Annotated in this window: 24 protein-coding genes; 7 read left to right on the top strand and 17 right to left on the bottom strand. The window is 64.5% G+C overall.

Annotated elements, in window-relative coordinates; all coding sequences use genetic code 11:
- Positions 1-3 precede the first annotated feature (3 nt).
- The 8 genes from phnN to phnG are packed head-to-tail and all read right to left on the bottom strand — an operon-like array spanning position 4 to position 6,354.
- The gene (gene phnN / locus JQ587_RS20475) at positions 4-600 is read right to left on the bottom strand and encodes a phosphonate metabolism protein/1,5-bisphosphokinase (PRPP-forming) PhnN (protein ID WP_212426426.1); all 597 of its coding nucleotides are present in this window, start codon (positions 598-600) and stop codon (positions 4-6) included.
- Positions 597-1,754 carry an alpha-D-ribose 1-methylphosphonate 5-triphosphate diphosphatase gene (locus JQ587_RS20480; protein WP_212426427.1) on the bottom strand — a complete coding sequence of 386 codons (1,158 nt, stop codon included), beginning with the start codon at positions 1,752-1,754 and terminating at the stop codon, positions 597-599. Before JQ587_RS20480 ends, phnN begins: the two co-directional genes overlap by 4 nt.
- Positions 1,755-1,766: 12 nt before the next feature.
- The gene (gene phnL / locus JQ587_RS20485; RefSeq protein WP_212426493.1) at positions 1,767-2,465 is read right to left on the bottom strand and encodes a phosphonate C-P lyase system protein PhnL; all 699 of its coding nucleotides are present in this window, start codon (positions 2,463-2,465) and stop codon (positions 1,767-1,769) included.
- An 8-nt stretch (positions 2,466-2,473) separates the two neighbouring features.
- Positions 2,474-3,271, bottom strand: a complete 798-nt coding sequence (gene phnK, locus JQ587_RS20490) for a phosphonate C-P lyase system protein PhnK (RefSeq protein ID WP_212298581.1) — start codon at positions 3,269-3,271, stop codon at positions 2,474-2,476.
- Positions 3,264-4,160: an alpha-D-ribose 1-methylphosphonate 5-phosphate C-P-lyase PhnJ gene (locus tag JQ587_RS20495; protein WP_212426428.1), complete on the bottom strand. Its 897-nt coding sequence runs from the start codon at positions 4,158-4,160 to the stop codon at positions 3,264-3,266. The genes phnK and JQ587_RS20495 overlap by 8 nt, the downstream gene beginning before the upstream one ends.
- Positions 4,157-5,272: a carbon-phosphorus lyase complex subunit gene (locus JQ587_RS20500; protein ID WP_212426429.1), complete on the bottom strand. Its 1,116-nt coding sequence runs from the start codon at positions 5,270-5,272 to the stop codon at positions 4,157-4,159. Before JQ587_RS20500 ends, JQ587_RS20495 begins: the two co-directional genes overlap by 4 nt.
- A 4-nt stretch (positions 5,273-5,276) precedes the next feature.
- On the bottom strand, positions 5,277-5,885 hold the full coding sequence (gene phnH, locus JQ587_RS20505) for a phosphonate C-P lyase system protein PhnH (RefSeq protein ID WP_212426430.1): 609 nt from the start codon (positions 5,883-5,885) through the stop codon (positions 5,277-5,279).
- 4 nt (positions 5,886-5,889) lie between these two features.
- Complete coding sequence (gene phnG / locus JQ587_RS20510; RefSeq protein WP_212298585.1) at positions 5,890-6,354, bottom strand: phosphonate C-P lyase system protein PhnG; 465 nt, start codon at positions 6,352-6,354, stop codon at positions 5,890-5,892.
- Between the two features lie 119 nt (positions 6,355-6,473).
- Here phnG and phnF point away from each other — a divergent pair, with 119 nt between their 5' ends.
- A complete protein-coding gene (gene phnF, locus JQ587_RS20515) occupies positions 6,474-7,202 on the top strand; it encodes a phosphonate metabolism transcriptional regulator PhnF (RefSeq protein WP_212426431.1) in 729 nt (242 codons plus the stop codon).
- 39 nt (positions 7,203-7,241) lie between these two features.
- On the opposite strand, the gene phnE (JQ587_RS20520) is transcribed toward phnF, so the two are convergent.
- The 4 genes from phnE (JQ587_RS20520) to phnC form a co-directional block, all read right to left on the bottom strand.
- Positions 7,242-8,087, bottom strand: coding sequence for a phosphonate ABC transporter, permease protein PhnE (phnE, locus tag JQ587_RS20520; RefSeq protein ID WP_212426432.1), 846 nt, complete (start codon positions 8,085-8,087; stop codon positions 7,242-7,244).
- Positions 8,084-8,968, bottom strand: a complete 885-nt coding sequence (phnE, locus tag JQ587_RS20525) for a phosphonate ABC transporter, permease protein PhnE (RefSeq protein WP_212426433.1) — start codon at positions 8,966-8,968, stop codon at positions 8,084-8,086. The genes phnE (JQ587_RS20520) and phnE (JQ587_RS20525) overlap by 4 nt, the downstream gene beginning before the upstream one ends.
- A 104-nt stretch (positions 8,969-9,072) precedes the next feature.
- Positions 9,073-10,002, bottom strand: a complete 930-nt coding sequence (phnD, locus tag JQ587_RS20530) for a phosphonate ABC transporter substrate-binding protein (protein WP_212426434.1) — start codon at positions 10,000-10,002, stop codon at positions 9,073-9,075.
- 59 nt (positions 10,003-10,061) lie between these two features.
- On the bottom strand, positions 10,062-10,871 hold the full coding sequence (phnC, locus tag JQ587_RS20535; RefSeq protein ID WP_212426435.1) for a phosphonate ABC transporter ATP-binding protein: 810 nt from the start codon (positions 10,869-10,871) through the stop codon (positions 10,062-10,064).
- A gap of 174 nt (positions 10,872-11,045) precedes the next feature.
- On the opposite strand from phnC, the gene JQ587_RS20540 reads away from it, so the two are divergent.
- From JQ587_RS20540 to JQ587_RS20550, 3 genes are read left to right on the top strand one after another with little or no spacing between them, the layout of a single operon-like run.
- A complete protein-coding gene (locus JQ587_RS20540; RefSeq protein ID WP_212298591.1) occupies positions 11,046-11,702 on the top strand; it encodes an LbetaH domain-containing protein in 657 nt (218 codons plus the stop codon).
- Positions 11,699-12,892, top strand: coding sequence for an alpha-D-ribose 1-methylphosphonate 5-triphosphate diphosphatase (locus JQ587_RS20545; protein ID WP_212426436.1), 1,194 nt, complete (start codon positions 11,699-11,701; stop codon positions 12,890-12,892). The genes JQ587_RS20540 and JQ587_RS20545 overlap by 4 nt, the downstream gene beginning before the upstream one ends.
- Before the next feature lie 18 nt (positions 12,893-12,910).
- Positions 12,911-13,609, top strand: a complete 699-nt coding sequence (locus JQ587_RS20550) for a DUF1045 domain-containing protein (protein WP_212426437.1) — start codon at positions 12,911-12,913, stop codon at positions 13,607-13,609.
- A gap of 78 nt (positions 13,610-13,687) precedes the next feature.
- Here JQ587_RS20550 and JQ587_RS20555 read toward each other — a convergent pair whose 3' ends face one another.
- The 5 genes from JQ587_RS20555 to JQ587_RS20575 form a co-directional block, all read right to left on the bottom strand.
- Positions 13,688-14,626, bottom strand: coding sequence for a dihydrodipicolinate synthase family protein (locus JQ587_RS20555; protein WP_212298594.1), 939 nt, complete (start codon positions 14,624-14,626; stop codon positions 13,688-13,690).
- A 127-nt stretch (positions 14,627-14,753) separates the two neighbouring features.
- Entirely contained in the window at positions 14,754-16,835 is a 2,082-nt protein-coding gene (locus tag JQ587_RS20560) for a methyl-accepting chemotaxis protein (RefSeq protein ID WP_212426438.1), read from the bottom strand.
- 120 nt (positions 16,836-16,955) lie between these two features.
- The gene (locus JQ587_RS20565) at positions 16,956-17,726 is read right to left on the bottom strand and encodes an enoyl-CoA hydratase (protein WP_212426439.1); all 771 of its coding nucleotides are present in this window, start codon (positions 17,724-17,726) and stop codon (positions 16,956-16,958) included.
- A gap of 12 nt (positions 17,727-17,738) precedes the next feature.
- On the bottom strand, positions 17,739-18,200 hold the full coding sequence (locus JQ587_RS20570; RefSeq protein WP_212426440.1) for a MarR family winged helix-turn-helix transcriptional regulator: 462 nt from the start codon (positions 18,198-18,200) through the stop codon (positions 17,739-17,741).
- Positions 18,201-18,244: 44 nt separating this feature from the next.
- A complete protein-coding gene (locus tag JQ587_RS20575) occupies positions 18,245-18,832 on the bottom strand; it encodes a TetR/AcrR family transcriptional regulator (protein WP_349629517.1) in 588 nt (195 codons plus the stop codon).
- 163 nt (positions 18,833-18,995) lie between these two features.
- Here JQ587_RS20575 and JQ587_RS20580 point away from each other — a divergent pair, with 163 nt between their 5' ends.
- Genes JQ587_RS20580 through JQ587_RS20590 form a run of 3 tightly spaced genes read left to right on the top strand, consistent with a single transcriptional unit; the run spans position 18,996 to position 23,637 of the window.
- The gene (locus JQ587_RS20580) at positions 18,996-20,243 is read left to right on the top strand and encodes an HlyD family secretion protein (RefSeq protein WP_212298599.1); all 1,248 of its coding nucleotides are present in this window, start codon (positions 18,996-18,998) and stop codon (positions 20,241-20,243) included.
- The gene (locus JQ587_RS20585; protein ID WP_212426442.1) at positions 20,191-21,801 is read left to right on the top strand and encodes an MDR family MFS transporter; all 1,611 of its coding nucleotides are present in this window, start codon (positions 20,191-20,193) and stop codon (positions 21,799-21,801) included. The genes JQ587_RS20580 and JQ587_RS20585 overlap by 53 nt, the downstream gene beginning before the upstream one ends.
- Positions 21,802-21,840: 39 nt before the next feature.
- Positions 21,841-23,637, top strand: a complete 1,797-nt coding sequence (locus tag JQ587_RS20590; RefSeq protein WP_249154409.1) for an ATP-dependent Clp protease adaptor ClpS — start codon at positions 21,841-21,843, stop codon at positions 23,635-23,637.
- Positions 23,638-23,655 lie beyond the last annotated feature (18 nt).

A 23,655-nucleotide genomic window follows, 5' to 3' on the forward strand; every position in this document is an offset into this window, starting at 1 on the left:
CTGTTACTCGCGCCAGTCTTCATTCCTGATTACGCGCACCAGCTGGCGGCCATGATAGTCCGCGCTGCCGGCGTTGAGAATGGTGACATCGGCGTTGGCCGAGGCGTCGTCGACGCTACGCGCCAGCCGATCCGCGATATTGCCGTCGCTATGCCGTGCCCGTGCGGCGAGACGCTGCGCCAGCACATCCGGCGGCGCGGTGATCGCAACCACGACCACGTCGGCATAGGCCTGGCGCAGCGCGGCGATCACTGTGCGCGAGACGTTGGCAACGACGGCGCGCCCGGCGCGAATGTCGTCGTTGATCTCCAGCGGCAGGGCATAAGAATGCCCATGCGCCTCCCAATGCACGGCGAAATCGCCGTGATCGCGTGCGCGGACGAAGTCATCGGCGCTCACCGCGACGTTGTCCTCGTCAGCGGACGAGGCACGCGTCACGACACGGCGCGGAAAGACGACGTCGGGGTCATCGGCGCAGGCTGACTGCGCGAGCCGCAACAGCGTATCCTTGCCGGCACCGCTCGGGCCGACCACGAGCACGAGCCGGCCGGGGCCGATCGCACCCGCTTTGTCCTGTGCCATGGTCTCAGTCTCGCTCATGCGACGCGGTGCCCTTCGCGCCAGACGCTGCGAACCACGGGAACGCTGCCGGCGACATGCACGCGGATCAGATCGGCGCGCTTGCCGATCGCGACTTCGCCGCGGTCGGTGAGGCCGACCGCATCGGCAGGTGCCTTCGTCACGGTACGAACGGCCGCCGGCAAGCTGATCGACGGCGCATGCTCGGGCAATTGCAGCGCGCCCATCAGCAGGCTGGACGGGATATAGTCCGACGACAGGATGTCGAGCAGACCTTCACGGGCGAGGTCGACCGCGGCAATATTGCCGGAATGCGAGCCACCGCGCACGACGTTGGGCGCGCCCATCAGAATATCGATGCCGGCCTGATGCAGGGCCCGCGCGGCCTCCAGCGTGGTCGGAAATTCCGCCACTGCGACGCCATCCCGCACGGCGTCCGCAACGTTCTCCTCGGTAGTGTCGTCATGGCTCGCCAGCGGAATCCTGTGCTCATGCGCCAGCGACACGATTTCGCGCATGTTGGTCGCAGCGTATTTCTTCTGGTACTCGAAGCGCTTTGCAAAGAGCTCGTCGAGCTCGGCGTCGGTCTTTCCGCCGCCCTTGCCGCGATAATAGTCACGCAGCTTGACCTCGTCACGGAACTGACGCTGACCGGGCGTGTGATCCATCAGCGACATCAGCTTGACGTCGGGGCGGTCGATCAGCTCCTTGGCCTCCTCGACCACGCTCGGCATCGGGATTTCGCAGCGCAGGTGCAGGAAGTGGTCAGCGCGCAGCAGATTGGAATCGCGCGCAGTCGTGATCGCGGCAGCGAGCACGCCGGCACGGCCATCGACCTCCTCGGCGCCGTCCTCGCGCCAGACCCGAAGCGAGTCGAACACGGTGGTAATTCCCGAGGTCGCGAGCTGGCCGTCATAGGAGATCACAGCCGCTACCGGATTCCAGAACACCTTTGGGCGCGGCACGTAATGGGCTTCGAGGTGATCGGTGTGCAGCTCGATCAGGCCGGGCATGATAAGATCGCCGCCGGCATCCTCCGCCCCCGTTGGCGGCCTGCCATCGCCGATCTCGGCAATGCGTCCATCGGCAAAGGCAAGCCAGCCCTGCTCGATCAGCCGGTCAGCCAGCACGATCCTGGCGTTGGCGATCACGATGTCCTTCGGCTTGGCGTTCATGTCCCTCTTCCTTCAGGCCGCGGCGGCAAAGCTGGTGACGTCGACGATGCGGTCGGCAATCAAATGGCGGATTTCGTCGTCATGGACAATCGCAACCATGGCAACGCCCTGGCGTTTCTTCTCGGCGACCAGCTCGACCACGATGGCGCGGTTGGCGGCATCGAGCGAGGCGGTCGGCTCGTCCAGCAACAGGATCGGCAGATCCGAGATGAAGCCACGCGCGATGTTGACGCGCTGCTGCTCGCCGCCAGAGAAGGTCGCGGGCGGAAGCTGCCAGAGCCTCTGGGGAATGTTGAGGCGATGCAGCAGCTCGCCGGCGCGCGCCTGCGCATCGGCGCGGCCAATGCCGCCAGCGATCAACGGCTCGGCGACGACGTCGATAGTCGCAACGCGCGGCACCGCCCGCAGGAACTGGCTGACATATCCGATGGTGGCGCGGCGAACGTTAAGGACCTGCCGCGGCTCAGCGGTGGCGAGGTCGATCAGCGCACCGCGATGGCGGATGCCGATCCGGCCGGAATCGCAACGATAATTGCCGAAGATCATCTTCAGGATCGACGATTTTCCGGCACCTGATGGCCCGGACAGCACGACGCACTCGCTCAGCTGGACCTGAAAGGTCACGCCGCGCACGACAGGCAATTCGATGCCGCCTTGCAGGTGCATCGTAAACGTCTTGTTGGCGTCGGCGATGTCGATCATGGCGGGCATAGGAATGCTCATGGCGGGAGAATCGAGGAGACGAGAAGCTGGGTGTATGGCTCGCGAGGATCGTCGAGCACCTGGTCAGTGAGACCGGTCTCGATGACACGGCCGCCCTTCATCACCATCACGCGATGCGACAGCAGGCGTGCGACCGCGAGATCGTGTGTGACGATGACGACCGCAAGATGCAGTTCGGCGACGAGATTACGCAGGAGATCGAGCAGGCGGGCCTGGACTGACACATCAAGTCCGCCGGTCGGCTCGTCCATAAAGACCAGCCGCGGCCCAGTGACGAGGTTGCGCGCAATCTGGAGGCGCTGGCGCATGCCGCCGGAATAGGTGCGCGGCGCGTCGTCGATTCGCGCAACGTCGATCTCGACGCGCGTCAGCCAGTCGGAGGCGGACTCGCGAATGCGGCCGTAGTGATTCCAGCCCACGGCCATCAGCCGCTCACCGACATTGGCGCCGGCCGAAACGGCCATGCGCAGGCCCTGCGCCGGATCCTGGTGCACAAAACCCCAGTCGGTGCGGAACAGGAGCCGCCGCTCCGCTTCGCCAAGCGCGGCGAGATCGCGGGTGATGCCGTCGCGCATGCGATAGGACACCTGCCCGCCGCTCGCGGCGAGCTGGCCCGACAAGAGTTGCAGCAGCGTCGACTTACCCGAGCCGGATTCGCCGACGATCGCCAGCACCTCGCCGGGATAGAGCGAGAACGACACGTCACGGCAGGCGGCAATGCGACCGTAGGACTTGCTGAGGGAATCAGCGATCAGCAACGGCTGACCGGTTTCGAGCAGATCCTGCTCAGCCATTGGAGACCTCCTGCGCCTTGTCCTTATACGGCGCAGCACTCAGGGCACCGTGATGGCCGGCGGCTTGACGTCCCTCGCAATAGTCGGTGTCCGAGCAGACGAACATGCGGCTGCCCTTGTCGTCGGTGACGATCTCGTCGAGGTAGGAGTTTTCGGCGCCGCACAGCGCACAAGGCACGTTGAAGCGGTACGGTTCGAACGGGTGATCCTCGAAATCGAGGGATACCACCTGGGTATAGGGCGGGATCGCATAGATGCGCTTCTCGCGGCCGGCACCGAACAATTGCAACGCCGGGCAATTGTCCATCTTGGGATTGTCGAATTTCGGCGTCGGCGACGGATCCATCACGTAGCGCGCATTCACCTTGACCGGATAGGCGTAGGCGGTTGCGATATGGCCGAAGCGGGCGATGTCCTCGTAGAGCTTCACATGCATCAGGCCGTATTCGGCAAGCGCATGCATGCGCCGCGTCTCGGTCTCGCGCGGCTCGAGGAAGCGCAGCGGCTCCGGAATCGGCACCTGATAGACCAGCACCTGCCTTTCGTGCAGCGCGGCCTCCGGAATGCGGTGACGGGTCTGGATTACGGTCGCCTCGCCGGTCGACGTCGTCGTGGCGACGCCGGCGGTCTTGGCGAAGAACTTGCGGATCGAGATCGCATTGGTGGTGTCGTCGGAACCCTGGTCGATCACCTTCAGCACGTCCTGCGGCCCCAGGATCGCGGCGGTCACCTGCACGCCGCCGGTGCCCCAGCCATAGGGCATCGGCATTTCGCGGCTGGCGAACGGCACCTGATAGCCCGGGATCGCGATCGCCTTCAGGATCGCGCGGCGGATCATCCGCTTGGTCTGCTCGTCCAGATAAGCAAAGTTGTAGGCGGGCGCGTTCATTCCGCGGCCTCCTTCATGGCATCGGACGCATCGGCCTCAGTGGAGGCTTCGGCGAATTCCTTACGCAGCTTGCGCAGCAGGCCGAGCTCGGACTGGAAGTCGACATAGTGCGGCAGCTTCAGATGCTCGACGAAGCCGGTCGCCTGGACGTTGTCCGAATGCGACAATACGAACTCTTCGTCCTGCGCGGGGGCCCCGACCTCTTCGCCGAGCTCGCGGGCACGCAGCGCGCGGTCGACCAGCGCCATCGACATGGTCTTGCGCTCGCTCTGGCCGAAGGCGAGACCATATCCGCGGGTGAAGCACGGCGCTTCCGTCGCCGAGCCCTTGAACTGGTTGACCATCTGGCATTCGGTCAGCTCGATCGAGCCGAGCGGCACCGCGAAGCCGACGTCTTCGGCGGCGAACTCAACCTCGACCTCGCCGAAGCGGATCTCGCCGGCGAAGGGATGGTTGCGGCCGTAACCGCGCTGGGTGGAGTAGCCCATCGCCAAGAGAAAGCCTTCGTCGCCGCGCGCGAGATTTTGCAGGCGCAAATCGCGGTCCGCCGGAAAGTTCAGCGGCTCGCGGGTGAGATCGCCGACGCTGGCGCCGTCTTCGGCCTGCGGCGAGGTCTCGATCAACCCGTCGCGGCCGAGAATGTCGGTCACGCGCGGCGTCGGCGCGGTCGAGGCTTCGGCGACGGCGGGCACTTCCGGCACAAACCCCTGGCTGAGTGAGGGATCGAGCAGGCGGTGCGTATAGTCGAAGGTGGGGCCGAGGATCTGACCACCGGGAATATCCTTGAAGGTCGAGGACACCCGCCGCTGCACCCGCATGGCGCCGGTATCGACCGGCTCGCTGGCGCCGAAGCGCGGCAAGGTGGCGCGGAAGGCGCGGACCAGAAAGATCGCCTCGATCAGATCGCCGCGCGCCTGCTTGATCGCAAGCGCCGCGAGCTCGCGATCATAGAGCGAGCCCTCGCTCATGACACGGTCGACCGCCAGCCCAAGCTGTTCCGAGATCTGGTCGAGCGAGACTTCCGCGACGCTTTGATCGCCGCGCCGCGCATTGGCGAGCAGGCGATGAGCGTTCTCGATGGCGCGCTCGCCGCCTTTGACTGCAACGTACATGCCTCTAGCCTCCCTTGCTCACGATGCGCGTGGTGCGCGGGATCGCAACCACGGCATCGTCGGCGACCAGAACCACATCGATGCCACGCGGAAACAGGGTCTCGTTGCAACGCAGGCGCTCGAACAGGTCGAACGGCTTGATCGATGCCTGCAGCACCGCGACGCCGTCAATGCCGGGGCCTAGCAACTCGAAGCCGCGCCCTGAGCCCAGGCTGTCGACCTGAATGATGACAGTGGTCGAACGATCCGGATATTCGTTGGTGCCGAGCGCGAAACGCTCGAGCGAGGGCAGCGCACCGCCATCGCTGATCAGCGCGAAAGCCGCGATGGAGGAATCCTCGATCACCGGCGCGCCGGTGTGAAACTTCAGCCACTTCAGGACATCGGAGCTTTCCGACATCCGCGCGTCGAGCCAGAGCGGCGTGTCGTGATCGAACAGCGTCAGCGCGATCGCAGCGGTGCCGCGCATCATGGGTCCAGCCGTCCCGGCCATCGGCACGATGCGCTGGACCGAGCCCGGCCGCGCCATCGCGTCCATGACCGAGCGGAAGGTCGATTGCGCCGACAACACCTTGTCGGCGAATCCCGGCGGCAATTCCGCAATCGTGGTCATGGCCTCACCCCTCACCGCGCACCATGGTGTAGAAATCAACCTTCGTCGCGGCAGTCTCTTCGGCCTCGCGGCTGCGTTTGACCATAAGCTGCTCACGCAACGGGGCGACAATTTCGCGCTCGACCGCCGCGGCGAAATCGCGCGACTGCACCAGCGCATCACACAGCGCGATCAGCCGCGCCTTCTCGCCATCGCGCCCGAGCGTGTAGCCGAAGCCGACCTCGCCGCTCGCAAGACGCACCGCTGCGCGCGACACCGTGGCTTCGCCGAGATTGAACGGCGCGCCGTCGCCGCCGACCCGGCCGCGCAGCATCACCAGTCCACTCTCCGGTTCGCGCAGATCCTGATGGCCGGGCAAGGGAACGTTGCGGAGGCGAGCGGCGATCTCGCCCGCCTCCGCGTGCGCCAGCACGGCCATGGCGGCCTGGCGCTGGGCTTGCTGGGTGTTGTGCTGGGTCACCGAATCCATCGACCTTTTGACAGAACTTGCCGAACTCAAGTTGTCTATGATAATAGACAACTTGATACGGAAGCGCCATGACTGTTTCGTGACAAAGGTGTGATTTTCGAGCTAGGCTGACCTCCGACATGAGCATGCAGGACACCGCCTCCTCGGGCGTCGCGCTGTGGCGCCTCGTTGCCGACGGCATCGAGCGCGGCATCGCCGACGGCCGCTTCGCCGCCGGCGACAAATTGCCGGGCGAGATGGAAATCGCCGAAACCTATCGGGTCAATCGCCACACCGTGCGGCGTGCGCTGGCCGCACTGGCCGAGCGCGGCATCGTGCGCGCCGAGCGCGGCAGCGGAACTTATGTCGAGGCGCAGAAGCTTGCTTATCCCTTGCGCTCGCGCACGCGCTTCTCGGAGATCGTCGGCGCCGACGGCCGCGAGCCGCAGGGACGGATGATCGAGGCGAATGAGGATGTCGCAACCCGCGAACTCGCGCGGGAGCTGGGATTAAAGACCGGCGCCCCGCTGGTGCGGATCGAGGCCATCCGCCTCGCCGACCGCACCCCGATCTGTGTTTCCACCACCTGGTTGTCGGCGGAGCGGTTTCCCGGCGCGGGCGGCGTGTTTGCCGCGACGCGCTCGATGACGAAGATGCTCGAGCATTACGGGATCCGCGACTACCGCCGCGGCGCCACAAGGATCACCGCCGGCATCGTCGACGCCACCGACGCCGCGCGGTTGGATTTGCCGCTCGGGCGGCCGATCCTGGTGGTCGACGCAACGGACCTCGATCTCGGCGGCAAGCCCCTGGTGACGAAGCACTCGCGTTTTGCCGCGGAGCGGGTCGAGTTTTTGGTGGAGCCGTAAGGGAGGGATCACCCTCGCTCCACCCTACGGCAGCTGTGCTTAGGCGACAGCGCGCCTTCCAATGATCGCAAAGCGCAGCTTGCCCGAGATGAAGTCGATCGCGGCGACCGCGACCAGAATCATCAGGATTAGGAACGACACCTTCTGCCATTCCAGCACGCGGATCTGCTCGGCGAGTTGCAGACCGATACCGCCGGCACCGACGATACCGATGATGGTGGCGGAGCGCGTGTTGGACTCGATGAAATAGAGCACTTGGCCCGCGATCACGGGCAGCACCTGCGGCATCAAGCCGAAACGGATCTCATGCAGCGCGCTGCCGCCGGAGGCGCGGATACCCTCGACCTGCTTCTGGTCAGCGCCTTCGATCGCCTCCGAAAACAACTTTCCGAACGCGCCGAAATCCGACACGGCAATCGCCAGCACACCGGCGAACGGGCCGAGGCCGACGACGTTGATCCAGACCAGCGCCCAGATCAGCGTATCGACGCCGCGGATCGAATCCAGGAAGCGCCGCACCGGGAAGCGGACGATTTCAGGCACGATGTTGCGCGCGGCAAACAGACTGACCGGCAACGCCAGCACCGCGGCGAGCGTGGTGCCGAGCAGCGCGATCGACAGCGTCTCACCCAGCGCCTTCAGATAAAGCGGCAGCGACGAGCCGGGATCGGGCGGCATCATCATCATGCTGATCCAGCCGAGCTGGCTCAGCCCCGAGATGAAGCGCGACGGGGAGAAATCGAGATCGACCAGGCCGAACACGAAGATCGCAAGCGCCGCGACCAGCATCGCCGGCGTCGCCAGGCGCGACGACGCTGGGCGGTCGAAGACCTCAGGATAGCGTGCGCGGAGCTCCGCGGTGTTGACGTCCTGCGGTTTGCTCAATTCCGCGCCTCCTTGCCGAACAGGCGGCCACGCACCCAGCCGGTCGTGATGTCGATCAGGAAGACCGTGACGATGATGGTCACGAGGATCGCGCTGACGTCGGAGTAGTAAAACTTCCGGATCGCGACGATCAGCTCCTGGCCGATGCCGCCGGCGCCGACGAAGCCCATGACGGACGCTTCACGCACATTGATCTCGAAGCGCAGCAGCGCGTAGCTGGCGTAGCCCGCCGAGACCTGCGGCAGGATCGCAAAACGCATGCAGGAGAGCCAGCTTGCTCCGGTGGAGCGGATGCCCTCGACCGGCTTCATATCGGCGTTCTCGACGATCTCCGAGAACAGCTTTCCGAGCGCGCCGGTGGAGTGGATCGCGATCGCGAGCACACCCGCCACCGGACCGAGGCCGAAGGCCATGACGAAGATCAGCGCGAAGACGATGCCGGGCACCGTGCGGGCGAATTCGAGCAGCCGCCTCACCGTGAAGCGCAGCCGGGGCGCGGGCGAGGTGTTCTCAGCCGCGAAGAAATTCAGCGCGAAGGCGAGGACGGCGCCGATCAGGGTACCGACATAGGAGATCAGCAGCGTCTCGCCGAGCAGCTCCAGCCATTTGTGCAGACCCCAGAACCACTCGCCAAAATCGGTCCAGACCCGCTGCCCATTGTCGAGGGTGAGGATGCGGTCGAAATAGCTGATGAAATTGCCAAAGTAAGCAAAGAATGTGCGCAGGTTCACCTCGGCCCCGATCGAGGCCACGATCAGCGCGGCGACGAAGACAGCGAAGCCCGCCAGCAGGCGCAGGCGCTTGCGCGCCACCGCCTTACGATAGGCCGCGTTGAGGACAGCAAGTTGTTGCTCGGGGAGAAGCGAAACCGCAATCGTCATGGGTTCAGCGGCATGGGTTCAGCGGGAAGGATTCAGCTGGAAGGGTCCGTCAAGAAAAAGAGCCGGGTCCATCGACCCGGCTCCAGTACATCGTCCCGACGAGCTCAGGACGCCTTCTTACGCAGATTGTCGACAAATTTGATCAGCTCGATGGTCTTGTTGTAATCGTCGTTGGCGATCGGCTCCCACGGCTTGTTCTTGCCGTCGGAGAGCTTCTTGAACGCCTCGGGATCCTTCTGCGCCGCATCGATGAAGGCTTTCTTGACGGCGGCCTTCATGTCCTCGGGCAGATCGCTCAGATAGGCGTAGGGCGAGTTGATGATGAGGTCGGACTTCACGATGATGCGGAAGTCCTCCTTCTTCATCGGCGTGCCATCGGCCGACTTCACCATGCCCTTGTTGAGCATGCGGGTCAGGTTGGAATCGTCGTCCGCGTTCCACCAGTTGGCGGCAACGTCGACGGTACCCTGGGCGAGTGCGAGAACGGCGTTCTCGTGGCTGCCGGTGAAGACCACCTTAGAGAAATACGCATCGGGATCGATGCCCAGCGCGTTCAGCTTGAAGCGGGGCATATTGTTGCCGGAGGTGGAGTTCGGATCGACCAGCCCGAGGTTCTTGCCCTTGAGGTCCTCGATTTTCTGGTACGGCGATTTCGCCAGCACATAGAAGACGGAGTAGTAACCCTTCGAGCCATCGGAGTTGACGTCGATGACGAAGGCATCGGTCTTGACGCCGGTGAGACGGGCACGTGCAAAAGAAGCCGGACCGTAATAGCCGATGTGGATGTTGCCGGCACGCTGGCCTTCGATGAGGGCGGCGTAGTCATTGGCGACACGCAGGGTCACCTTGATGCCGAGCTCCTTCGACAAATAGTTGATGAAGGGACCGTACCGCTCGGTGACGCCCGAACCATTCTCGGCCGGAATCGCGGCGAAGGTGATCTCCGGATATTTCGTCTTCCAGTCTTCGGCAGACGCGGATCCGGCAAAGGTCAGCGCGGCAGCGCCGGCGAGAATTAGTCTGCGAGTGATCATGATGCCCTCTTCATCTGATGGATCGGTTGACGCAAGAAACTGGCGATGACGGCTGCGGCTTAGGCTGCCGCGGCCGTTCCGAGTGCCGGAACGCCCTCGGGCACCGGCGCAGGCGTGCCGCCCATGACGTCGGCGGCTTCGAGATCGTAGAGCTCACGCGCGACAAGGTCGGTCAGCGCGGACGGCGCGCCGTCGAACACCACGCGGCCTGCCGCCATGCCGATCAGGCGATCGCAATAGCTGCGCGCCAGATCGAGCGAGTGCAGATTGCAGAGCACGGTGATGCCGAAATGCTTGTTGATGCGCAGCAGCGCATCCATCACGATCTTGGTATTGCGTGGATCGAGCGAGGCGATCGGCTCGTCGGCGAGGATGATGTCGGGCTGCTGCACCAGGGCCCGCGCAATTGCGACGCGCTGCTGCTGGCCGCCGGAGAGCTGGTCGGCGCGCTGGGCGGCGAGCGCGGCGATATCGAACTGTTCGAGCGCGGACATCGCCAGCGCCCTGTCTTGCTCGGGCCAGATCTGCGAAAGCGAGCGCCAGGCCGGCATGGTGGCGAGGCGTCCCATCAGCACATTGGTCAGTACATCCAGCCGGCCGACCAAGTTGAATTGCTGGAAGATCATCGCGGATCGCGCCCGCCACTGTCGCAGCTCCTTGCCGCGCAGCGCGGTGACGTCGAGGCCGCCGAACAGGATGCGCCCCTGCGTCGGCGTCGCCAGACGATTGATGGTTCGCAGCAAGGTCGACTTGCCGGCGCCGGAGCGCCCGATCACCCCGACGAAGCCGCCGGGGGAGATTTGAAACGAGGCGTCGTCCACCGCGGCTTTTGCGCCAAAGCGGCACGTCAGACCTTCGACCACCAGCATGCAGGGCTCCTGAGTAGCTGGAGCCCACCGCTATCGCCGGCGGTTGACACTTGTGTGACATCCGCGACACGCTGCGGCGATCCAACACACCTCATCCCCTGTCATTGCACCGTCATGACATCGTCATCGAGCCGCTCGAAGACGAGCACCTGCCCTCAAGCTCTCGGATGCAACATGGCCAAGGTGCTTTCGGTACAGCCGACCATCGATGCTTCGGCAATGCTGCACGAGGTCAAGCTCGGCGCCTATACCGAAGTCGGCGCGCGCACGATCCTGCACGAAGTGGCGATGGGCGATTACTCCTACGTCGTCAACGACGCCCAGATCACCTACACTACTATCGGAAAATTCTGCTCGATCGCGGCGATGACGCGCATCAATCCGGGCAATCATCCGATGCATCGCGCGACGCAGGCGCATTTCACTTACCGTTCGAGTGCCTACTTTCCGGGCGAGAGCGACGACGCTGACTTCTTCGACTGGCGGCGCCGGCATCACGTCCATATCGGCCACGACGTCTGGATCGGCCATGGCGCGATCGTGCTGCCGGGCCGCAACATCGGCACCGGCGCGGTGATCGCGGCCGGTGCCATCGTCACCAAGGACGTGCCCGCCTATACCATCGTCGCCGGCAATCCCGCCCGCGTCGTGCGGCGCCGCTTCTCGGAAGAGGTTGCCGAGCGGCTCGCGAAGCTGGCATGGTGGGACTGGGATCACGACAAATTGCGTGAAGCGCTGCCCAATTTCCGCAAGCTCGCAATTGAAGATTTCCTGACGGCATACGAAGCAGAGGCAAGCTCTTCTTCCAGCAAACAAAGCGCGGTCGCGTGACAGACATTTTCATCGAGGGTGGCCGGACCCTGATCGGTTCCGAGTTCGCCGAAACCTCGCTCTCCGTTTCCGGAGCGGACATCGCGCAGATCGATGCGCCTCGCGACCGCGCGCGGCTGGCGATCGATGCGTGCAACCTGCTGGTGCTGCCCGGCATCGTCGATCTTCACGGTGATGCCTTCGAGCGACAGATGATGCCGCGCGCCGGCGTCGATTTCCCGATCGACGTTGCGCTCGCCGATACTGACCGCCAGGTCATCAGCAACGGCATCACCACGGTGTTTCACGCCACGACCTGGTCGTGGGAGCCCGGCTTGCGCAGCGGCGACAATGCGCGGCGCCTGCTCGAGGCGATCGAGCGGCAGCGTCCGCACTTTGCCGCCGACACCCGCTTCCATTTGCGGCACGAGACCTACAATCTCGATGCCGAGGCCGAGATCTGCCAGTGGCTCGCCGAGGGCCGCGTCGACCTGTTCGCCTTCAACGACCACATGGATGGCACCATCGGTGACATGGCGACCCCCCGCAAGCGCAACCGCATGGTTGAGCGCACCGGCCTATCTAGCGAGGATTTCGACAAGCTCGTTGCGCATGTCGTCTCGCGCACCGCCGGCGTTCCGGCATCGATCACCCGGCTCGCCGCCGCCGCACGCGCGGCCGAGGTGCGGATGCTCTCGCATGACGACGCAACGCCGGCGATGCGCCGGGCGTTTCGCGATATGGGCGTGACGCTTGCCGAGTTTCCGATCAACGAGGAGACGGCGCGCGAGGCCGCAGCTGCCGGCGACGCGATCGTCTACGGCGCACCGAACGTCGTCCGCGGCGGCAGCCATACCGGCTGGACCAGGGCCTCCGACATGATCGCCAAGGGGCTGTGCTCGGTGCTGGCCTCCGACTATTACTACCCCGCGCCGCTGCTCGCCGCCTTCCGCCTCGCCGCCGACGGCATGCTGCCGCTCAACGAGGCCTGGAAGCTGATCTCGTCGGCGCCGGCGCAAGCCACCGGCCTGACCGATCGCGGCACGCTCGCCGCAGGCCATCGCGCCGACATTCTGCTTGTCGACGACAGCGCGCCGCTGCGGCCGCGGCTGGTCGCGGTGATCGCTGCCGGCAAGCTCGTGCATTTCACCGATGCGACGCGGCTGCAAACGGCGGTGGCGCTTCCGCGCGAGACTGTCGTTGCGGCGTAAATTGATTATGCTCCGGCCATGACAGGTTTTCCCCGCTACGCGATCTATTTTGCCGCCGGCGCCGACAATGCGCTGTCGCGCTTCGGCGCCGAGTTGCTCGGCTATGATGCCTATAGCGGCGACGAGATTTCGTTTCCGCAGGATGCGCTGCGTATCGCTTCGGACTGGCGCGACATCACCGCCGATCCCCGCAAATACGGTTATCACGGCACGCTGAAAGCGCCGATGGCGCTCGCGCCCGGGAAGACCGAGGCCGAACTCGTGGCAGCCTGCGCGACATTCGCCGGGAAGCCGCGCCCGGTGCCAGTGATCCGTCCGGTCGTCGATTCCATCAGCGGTTTTATCGCCGTCATTCCGGCTGAGCCCGTCGACGCACTCCAACAACTCGCCGCCGATTGCGTCCGCGACTTCGATTCCTTCCGTTCGCCGCTGACGGCGGAAGACCGCGCGAGGCGAAAGCCGGAAAGACTCAGCGAGCCCCAGCGCGAGTATCTCGATCGCTGGGGCTATCCGTATGTGATGGAGGAATTTCGTTTCCACATGACGCTGACGGGACGGCTGGATGCGAACCGCCGCGGGCCGATTCTGGAGATGCTGCGTGAAAGGTTCGCGACGCTGAAGCTCGATGCGCTGGCGGTTGATCGTATCGCGCTGTTCAAGCAGGATGATGCCAAAGCGCGATTTCGCATCATCGGCGAGTGGACGCTGGGGCGATAAGCCGGGATTTCGCAACATCCAAGGTGTCGCCCCGGCGAAGGCCGGGACGACGGCGGAGATTTTGGTTGGCAGCAGGCTTTACTTCCCCCACCGCAATGCCAGCGCGTCGCGCTCCTTGGCCAGTTCCAGCAATCCCGCGCGCGTCGCCGGATGCAGCGGTTGCAACGGATGGCGGACCGCATCCGACTTGATGATCCCGCCGGCCTGCATCATCGCCTTGCAGGCGATCAGACCGCATTGACGGTTCTCGTAATTGATCAGCGGCAGCCAGCGTTCATAGGCGGCCTTCGCCTTCTCCCGATCGCCCGCGAAATAGGGATCGATGATCTGCCTGATACCGTCGGGATAGCCGCCGCCGGTCATCGCGCCGGTGGCGCCGGCATCGAGATCGGCCATCAGCGTGATCGCCTCCTCGCCGTCCCAGGGGCCCTCGATATCCTTGCCGCCCGCTTCGATCAGGCTGCGGAGCTTCGAGGCCGCGCCTGCTACCTCGATCTTGAAATAGCGGATGTTGGCGAAGTCGTGCGCCAGCCGTACCAGCAACTCGACCGACAGCGGCGTGCCCGCGACCGGCGCATCCTGGATCATGATGGGAATGTTGATCGCGCCCGAGAGCACCTTGAAGAATTCGACGATGCCTTTTTCAGGCACCCGGAAGGTCGCGCCGTGATAGGGCGGCATGACCATCACCATGGCCGCACCGGCGGCCTCGGCCTGCTGGCTCCGCGCCGCGCACACCGCCGAACTGAAATGTGTGGTGGTGACGATCACGGGCACGCGGCCCGCGACCTGCTCCAGCACCGCATGCATCACGGCCTCGCGCTCGGCATCGGTCAGCACGAATTGCTCGGAGAAATTGGCGAGGATGCAGATGCCGTTTGAGCCGGCATCGATCATGAAATCGATGCAGCGGCGCTGGCCCTCGAGGTCGAGTTCGCCACGCTCGTCGAAGATGGTAGGCGCGACCGGGAACACGCCGCGATAGGGGCGCTGGGCCTTGTGGGGGATGACCGGCATCGAAATTTCTCCCTGTGTTCCTGGCGCTAGCTTGATGCGCCTGCGGGGCATGGTACCGCTACCATTTACAGGGCGCACGCACGCGCGGCAATGCCCATCCGCGCGCGATTGAACAGGGAATGGAGGCTTAAGCGGTTTTCACCGCCCCGAGGAACCCTTCGACCGCGACGCGGAGGCGATCGGCGTCGGCCGACATCTTGGTCACGGACTGGGACAGCACCGTGCCGGCATTACCGGTCTCCTGATTGAGTTTGGCGACGCTGCCGATGGTGTCGGTGACCTCGCGGGTGCCTTGCGCAGCCTGCTGGAAATTGCGCGAGATCTCGGTGGTTGCCGCGCGCTGCTGCTCGACCGCGGCTGCAATCGCGGTCATCTTCTCGTCGATGCCGCTGATGGCGCCACCGATCGAGCGGATGGCAGCGACCGCCCGGCCTGTCGCACCCTGGATCTCCTCGACCTGGCGCGAGATCTCTTCAGTCGCGGTTGCGGTCTGCGAGGCGAGGCTCTTGACCTCACCCGCGACCACGGCAAAGCCGCGGCCGGCCTCGCCGGCGCGGGCTGCCTCGATGGTGGCGTTTAGCGCGAGCAGATTGGTCTGGCCGGCGATGGCGTGGATCATTTTCACGACTTCGCTGATGCGGCTTGCGGTCTGGTCGAGGATCTCGACGGTGGAGTTGGTCTGCGCCGCCTGCGACACCGCTTCGCGGGCCTCGCGCGCGCTGGCCTGCACCTGCGCGGAGATTTCGCCGACCGAGGCCGAGAGCTCTTCCGTCGCGGCCGCGATGGTCTCGAGATTGTTGGTGGCCTGCTCGGCAGCGGAAGAGACCGCAGCCGTCTGGCTGCTCGATTCCGACACCAGCGTACGCACATCGGTCGCGGTGGCATCGAGCTCCTTGGCCGACGCAGCCACGCTGTGGATCACAGCCTGCACGGTGTCGTCGAAACTGCGGCACGCATCGTCGACGGTGCCGGAACGGGCGAGTTGCAGCGCCTGCTGCGATTCCCGTTCCCGGCCCAGCCGTTCCGCGGTGGCTGCACTCTCGCGCAGGCTTTCCAGCGCGGCGGCCATGGTGCCGAACTCGTCGGGATATCTGGATTGCGGAACCGGCGTCGCATAGTCGCGGGCGCTGATGCGGGCGATCGCGTCCAGGATCGCGCGCACCGGACGCATGAGGCGATTGCGCACGACATAGACGCCAGCAAGCGTCACAGCGAGGGCCAGCAGGAAAGCGAGAGACTGCACCATGAGGTTGGTCAGCGCCTTCGCCTGAACTGCTTCCGCCCGTGCGATCGACTGGTCCAGCGCCTTGGTCGCGACCGCGACGATCAGCGGGAACGGCGACTGGCACAGCGTGTTCCATTCCGAAGCGGCCATCGCCGGCTTGCCGCTGGCGTCAAAATTCTTGGTGAGATCGCCGATCTGCTTGAGAACACCGTCGGTCTTGGCGCGCGCCTCCTTGGCCGCGGTGATGAGCTCCGCGGGCACGTCAGACGCGGCCAAAAGCTCGTTCATGCCGGACCAGCCCGAAGCGATGGTGCCATCCCATTGCGCCAGTGTCCGCTTCTGGGTGTCATCGAGCGGCTTGTTGCTGTTGACGTTCGAGCGCAGCGCCGAACAATGAATCCCATAGCGGTCGCGCACCTGCCAGGCGAGACGGCGGACCTGAATCATGCGGGCGATGAAGGGATCGTCCATCCAGGCGCGGTTCGACACTGCTGTGGAGGCGAGGTTCGCCGTGTCGATGACCTTGGTGACGGCATCGTACCAGGAGTTGGTCCGCTCGATCTTGCGCTCGGCGCGCGGACGCTTGGCTTCGTCGTAGAACAGCTGGAACTGCGGCGCGGCCTCATCCCAGCGTTGCTTCAGCGTGCTCGCGAGTTCGTCGCGGCGGCCGAAGTTGACGCTGGCCATCGCGGCGCTGACGCCATCATAGCCGCCCTGCTCCGCCTTCTCGGCCTCGGCAAGCTTTGGGCGGGCGTCGTCGTCGCCGAGCAGCGCACTCTGGGCGTCGCCGCGATTGTTGCGCAGGGACAGCACGCCATGGAAGATCGCCTTGTCGGCTGCGGCGAGCCGCGCGGTCTCGAGACTGTCGCTGTAGCGGCCGAAGGCCCCGACCATCTGGATCGCCGTGCTGGCGAGCGCACCTGCCGCCAGCAGGGCCATCAACACCAGGAGAAGCGAGCTTACCGATTTCTTAAACATTGCCATGAGGGTCAGGGGCCTACTCTTCCAAGAGAGGCCACCTTGCACCTCGACATGCCAATGTTCCGTTAAGGTTTTAATCAAATGCCGGGAACTACCTGCCAAACCGTTAGGCAGGCCCCCGCATCACGAAACCTTCGTAAAATCCGGCGGACGCCGCTCGGCGAACGCCGTGAACGCCTCGCGCGCCTCGGCTGTCCGCAGGCGCTGCGCGAACTGCTCCCCCTCCACCTGCATCTGTGCGACCAGCGCCTCGCCATTGCGCATCAGCTTCTTGGTTGCGGTGAGCGCGCCGGCCGGCTGGCGGGCCAGGCGCTGGGCGAGCGCAAGCGCCTCGGCATCGAGCTTGTCGAGCGGCACCACGCGGTTGGCCAGGCCCCATTCCAGCGCGGCCTTCGCCGGCACGGTCTCGCCGAGCGCAAACATTTCATAGGCGCGGGCATAGCCGATGCGTGCCGGCATCAGCAGGCTCGAGGCTGCTTCAGGCACCAGCGCGAGACTGACGAAGGGCGTCGACAATTGGGTGTTTTCGGCGAGCACGACGAGATCGCAATGCAAGAGCATCGTGGTCCCGACGCCGACCGCGCGGCCCTGCACCGCCGCGACCAGCGGACGGGTGCAACGCGCCAGCGACTGGATGAAGCGACCGACATTGCGGCTGCCTTCGGACTTGCCGCTCGCCACGGCTGCGAACTCGCCGACGTCGTTGCCGGCGGTGAACATGTCGCCCTCGCCGCGGATCAGCAGCACGCGCACTGACGGATCAGACTCGGCGGACTCGATGGTGTCAGCGAGCATGCGATACATCGCGTCCGTCAGCGCGTTCTTCTTGTCGGGGCGCGCCAGCGTCAGCGTGAGAACGCCGCCGGTGTTCTCGATCCGGACATGCTCGGTCATGGGTCTCTCCTGTTATTTCCCGGGTTCTCTCGTAGGGTCTCTTGGAAATTTGTCTTGAATGCTGGTCAGCCAGCGCGCGACGATGTCGATTTCCGCACTGGTAAATCCCTCGGTCAGCGTGGCATTGATCGCGGCGGCATCGCTCTTCGCCTGCGCCAGCACGGTGCGGCCCTTCTGCGTCAGCCAGACGCGAAAGGCGCGGCCGTCTTCGCGATCGGCCCGCCGCTCGACCAACCTCGCCGCAGCGCTGCGATCGACCAGGCCGGAAATGCCGGCCGGCCCCATATCGAGCGCCGTCCCCGCTTCGCCCATGAGGACGCCGTCCTGCTTGCCGAGAATGAACAGCAGTCCCGCCTGCGCCGGCGTCACCTCGCTCTCGGGCTGCGCCGCCATCCAACGCTGCAGGCGCCGTTGCGCGACGCTCAGCAGATAGATCAGCCGATGATGACGCGTTGTGGCTCCTTTATTTCGCATACGAAATAGATAGCCGAGCTGGATTGGATTGTCAAAGAGAGCCGCTAGGTCGATCCGGCGCGGCAACCGTCGAGGAACAGGCTCGCGCAAATCTCCACCCGGCGTTCGATCTGCTTACGCGACGGCAGCGGCATGCCGCCATAGATCGCTGCGCGCTGCGGTGCCGATGCGACCATGCCGATCAGCATGCCGGCAACCTCCTCGGCATCATCGATGACGATCCGCTTGCGCTTAACCTGGAGGCGAAGCCAGCCGGCGAGCGCCTTGACGGTGCGGGCAATGCCGTTGTTGTAGAAGTTCGCAGCGAGCTCCGGAAACGTGGCGGATTGCTGCAGCACCATGCGCTGTAGCGCCACGACTTCCGGATCGAGCACGAGATCGGCGCACGCCGTCAGCGCGGCGCGTAAGCCGGTTTCGACATCGACGTCATCGCTGGCCTGAAGGTCGACGGCCGAGAGCAGCCGCTCGAGCCGGTCCGCGCACATCGCCTCGAACAACGCAGCTTTGCCCGGAAACAGACGATAGAGCGTCTTGGTCGAGATGCCGGCACGGCGCGCGAGCTCTTCGGTGCTGGTCGCAGCATAACCCTCGACCGCGAACGTGTGGCGCGCGGCTTCGAGGACGATTCTCATCGTCTCCGCGTCGCTGCGCACCGGCGGCCGTCCGCGCGGACGGGATTCGCTGTCGGATTTTGCCTGAGCCATGCCTTTACATGATGCCTGTCATTCCATTGACAATTCCAAAGCTAGCCTCATTTTGGAAATCGTCAAGTTTCCTAATTCAGGGGAGCCGGCCATGACCGTCCACACCACCCCGTCTGCTGTCGCCCAAACGGCCCTCGCTGCGACCGCGCTGGAGGGCGTCCTGCCCGGCGCACCAGCTGACGCCGTTCGCAAAAAGCTCAATCTTCGCAAACTGTTGCTGATGGGAGCGGCAGCTGTCGCCCTCGCCGGCGCGAGCTGGTACGGCTACGATTACTGGACCGTCGGCCAGTACCTCGTCTCCACCGATGACGCCTATGTGAAGGCCGACAACACCACCATCGCCCCGAAGGTCAGCGGCTATCTCAACGGGGTCTTGGTCGCGGATAACGAGCATGTGAAAGCGGGCCAGGTGCTGGCCAGGATCGATGATCGCGACTTCAAGGTCGCGTTCGACCAGGCTCGCGCCGATGTGCAGGCGACGAATGCCACCATCGCCGGCAAGGAAGCACAGATCGAGGTGCAGCAGGCAGCGATCAAGGCCGCGCGCGCCACGCTCGACGTCGATCAGGCCAACCTCACTTTCGCCGCGCAAGACAACAAGCGCTACACAGATCTCGCCGCAACCGGCTCCGGCAGCGTGCAGAATGCACAGCAGGCACAATCGCGCATTGCCTCCGCACAGGCGGCGCTCGAACGCGACACCGCCAATCTCACCTCGGCTCTCAAGCAGGTCGACCTGCTCAAGGCCGAGATCACACAGGCCAAGGCCGCCGCGGCGCGCGCGGAAGCCGTGCAGCACCAGACCGAGCTGAACCTCAGCTACACCACAATCGTCTCGCCGATCGACGGCGTCGTCGGCAATCGTTCGTTGCGCGTCGGCCAGTTCGTGCAGGCGGGCACGCAGCTGATGTCGATCGTGCCGGCCGAGGGCGCTTATGTCGTCGCCAATTTCAAGGAAACGCAGCTCACCCACGTGAAATCCGGTCAGACCGTCGATATCGAAGTCGATATGTTCCCGGGCCAGGTGGTGCACGGCCACGTCGATTCCATCGCGCCGGCGAGCGGCCAGGAGTTCGCGCTGCTGCCGCCCGACAATGCCACGGGCAATTTCACCAAGGTGGTGCAGCGCATCCCCGTCAAGATCGCGCTCGATGACGAGCACGGGCCCGCCATCGCGCTCAGGCCCGGCATGTCCGTGATCCCGACCATTGCGACGCGTTCGAATGCGCCGGCTGTGAAGGCGGCCGATGCATCAAAGGCAAAACTCGTTTCCGGAGGGTCGTGCCATGTCAAACAGCCTCTCACTTTCGACGCCAGCAACATCGGCCGCGACGTCTAATCACGTCGCTGTCGATCCCAACCGTGCCAGCGCCGCAACCTGGATCGCCGTGCTCGCCGCCATGATCGGCTCGTTCATGGCGATCCTGAACATCCAGATCACCAACGCCTCGCTCGCCAATATCGAGGGCGGCATTGGCACCGGCGCCGACAACGGCTCCTGGATCTCGACGTCGTACCTGATCGGCGAGATCATCGTGATCCCGTTGACCGACTATTTGAGCCGCGTGTTCACGTTCCGCCGCTACATGATCACAAGCGCAGCGCTGTTCGCGGCGTTCTCGGTCGCCTGTGCCTTCACACATGACCTGCCGTCGATGATCGCGATGCGCGGCCTGCAGGGCTTTGCCGGCGGCGTACTGATCCCGATGGCGTTCACGCTGGTACTGACCAAGCTGCCGAAACCGCAACAGCCGGTGGGGCTCGCGATCTTCGCACTGTCCGTCACCTTCGCCCCCGCGATCGGCCCGTCCATCGGCGGCTATCTCACCGAGACCTATGGCTGGCGCACCATCTTCTTCGTCAACGTGATCCCGACCACCGTGATGGTGGCCGCGCTCTATCTGACGCTGGAACGGCAGAAGATGCAGCTCGGCCTGTTGAGGGACGGCGACTGGGCCGGCATCGTCACCATGGCGATCGGGCTGTCAGCCTTGCAGGCCGTGCTAGAAGAGGGCAACAAGGACGACTGGTTCTCCTCGCCCTTCATCGTCAAGCTCGCGATCATCGCAGCCGTCAACCTGACGCTGTTCGTCGCGATCGAGCTCTCGATCGAGAAGCCGCTGATCCGGCTGCGCCTGCTGACGCAGCGCAATTTCGGCTTCGGCACCATCGCGATGACCATGGTCGGCTTCGCATTGTTCGGCTCGGTTTACATCCTGCCGGCCTATCTCGGTCAGGCACAGGGCTACAATGCCGAGCAGATCGGCAACGTGCTGGCCTGGACCGGCCTGCCGCAGCTCGTGCTAATCCCGCTGATCCCGAAGCTGATGCAACGCTTCGACACGCGCTACATCGCCATCACCGGTCTCCTGATCTTCGCTTATAGCTGCTTCATGAACACGGCGATGTCGCCGGACTATGCCGGCGACCAGCTCTGGATCCCGAACATCGTGCGCGCGGTGGGCCAGGCCATGGTGCTGACGCCGCTGACCTCGGTGCTGACGGGCGGCATCGCGCCACAGGACGCGGCGGCAGCCTCCGGCATCAGCAACATGTTCCGCAATCTCGGCGGTGCGATCGGAACAGCGACGCTTGCGACCATCATCACCAAGCGCGAACAATTCCATTCGAACATCATCGGCCAGTCGGTCACGCTCGGCCGCGAGGAAGTCCGCACCCGCCTCGCGCAGATGACGGATTACTTCATGGCCCATGGCGTGCCCGACCCCAACGCCGCACGCGAACAGGCCATCATCGCGCTCGGCAAGACGGTGAAGCGCCAGGCGCTGGTGATGGGCTATTCCGACGCCTTTGCGGTGATCGGCGCGGTGCTGGTGCTCGCGGCGATCGCGGTGCTGCTGACGCGACGAGTGAAGGCGGGTGGACCGGCCCACTAAGGCCTCGCCCATTGATTGCAGTTGGTCGCGTCGGAGAGCTTGACGACTGCTTCTTTTTATGTTCCCTTTTCGTTCTGTTCTAGTGCCGGTTGTAGCGGAGTTCATTTCATGACGGATAAGGCGCGCGGCGAGCGTGAACCGGCTCAGCTCGTAATTTACAACGATGACGATACGCCGGATGAATTTGTCATCCGTCTCTTCCGTCAGGTTTTCGGCAAGACAGACCGCGAAGCCGCCGCGATGATGACGCTGATCGAGCGCGAAGAGAAAGTCGCCTGCGGTCCCTACCCACAATCGGTCGCGGAAGCGCTGTTCAAATCGGCCAAGCAATATGTCTGGCTCGGCCAACATCCGCTGAAGATCACGCTTGAAGAGATCAAGACTCCCTGCGAACTCTGCGGCAAGCCGGAGGGACAGACGGACGTTCGCGTCGGCAACCGCACGGTCTGGCTGTGCAGCGAGTGCATTCGCGCAGCGGATACTGTGAGCACGCCGGCAGAGCCGGAAAGGGAGTTCGAACACGCTTACGAGGTGCTGGACTGGCACTTTACCGGCGTCCCACGCAGCAAGCTCGTGACCACGATCCGCCAGTTTCCTGGACATATGCGGGTAGATGTCCAGGTGGCGATCGACCGGCTGTTCGCCAAGGCTATCCGGTTGTTTGGGCTAAACGAGGAACAGCGCTATGAGACGCTATCGATTTCGCAGCTCCTCCGGGAAGGCCGCCAGGCACTGGCGATTGCACCACGGCAATATTCCGACATCGATGCCGGCGAGACGACTCCCGTCAAATGCCTCGATAACGGCTTGTGGCTGTGCGAGCAGGATGGCCTGCGTTATGCGGTATTGCTCAGTGCACATCGCGAATACAGCCGCGAGCCGGGGATCCGTCTCGAGATCATGGTGCCCGTGGGCACCGCAGGCGCAATCCTTGTCCAGCAATGTTTCGGCGAACTGGAACAGGCCGTGCAAGCCGCACGCAGCTATCGCGGCAAGATCCTCTCGCTTGATGCCGATTCCGACTATCGCGGCTACTCGCGAGGCATCACCGTACATCGATTGCCGCAGGTCGCCCGCAACGACGTGATCCTGCCGGAGCAGACCTTGCGGCTGCTCGATCGCAACGTGCTGACTTTCGTCAACACGCGCGATCAATTGCGCCGGCTTGGTCAGTCGACGCGCAAGGGCATCCTGCTGTACGGCCCGCCCGGCACCGGCAAGACCCATACGATCCGCTATCTCGCAACGCATCTGCCTGAGCATACGACGCTGATCATTACCGCCGAGCAGATCGGCCTGCTCGGCGCCTATATGAACCTGGCACGGCTGCTGCAGCCATCAATGGTCGTGATCGAGGATGTCGATCTGATCGCCCGCGACCGCGACGACATGGGGCCGTGTGAGGAATCCATGCTGAACAAGCTGCTCAACGAGATGGATGGGCTGAAAGAAGATGCGGACATCCTGTTCGTCCTGACCACCAACCGGCCGGAGGATCTCGAAGGCGCCCTCGCCGGACGCCCGGGCCGCATCGATCAGGCGATCGAGGTGCCGCTCCCCGACGAAATCGGCCGCGGCAAGCTGGTCCGGCTCTACGGCAAGGGATTGCCGCTCGACGACGCAGTCATCGCCGAAGCTGCCCGACGCAGCGAAGGCACGAGTTGCGCATTCATCAAGGAATTGATGCGGCGGCTGGCACAGGCGAGCCTGGCGCGCGATGGCGGCAACTCGGTGACGTCAGCCGATATCGACGAGGCGCTCGACGACATGCTGTTCTCCGGCGGGCGGCTCAACGCGCAATTGCTCGGCGGCGCACAGGCCATGGCGGCGGGATGACCCCTGCCGCCACCGCGC

The sequence above is a fragment of the Bradyrhizobium manausense genome (assembly GCF_018130615.1).
Classification (GTDB): domain Bacteria; phylum Pseudomonadota; class Alphaproteobacteria; order Rhizobiales; family Xanthobacteraceae; genus Bradyrhizobium; species Bradyrhizobium manausense_A.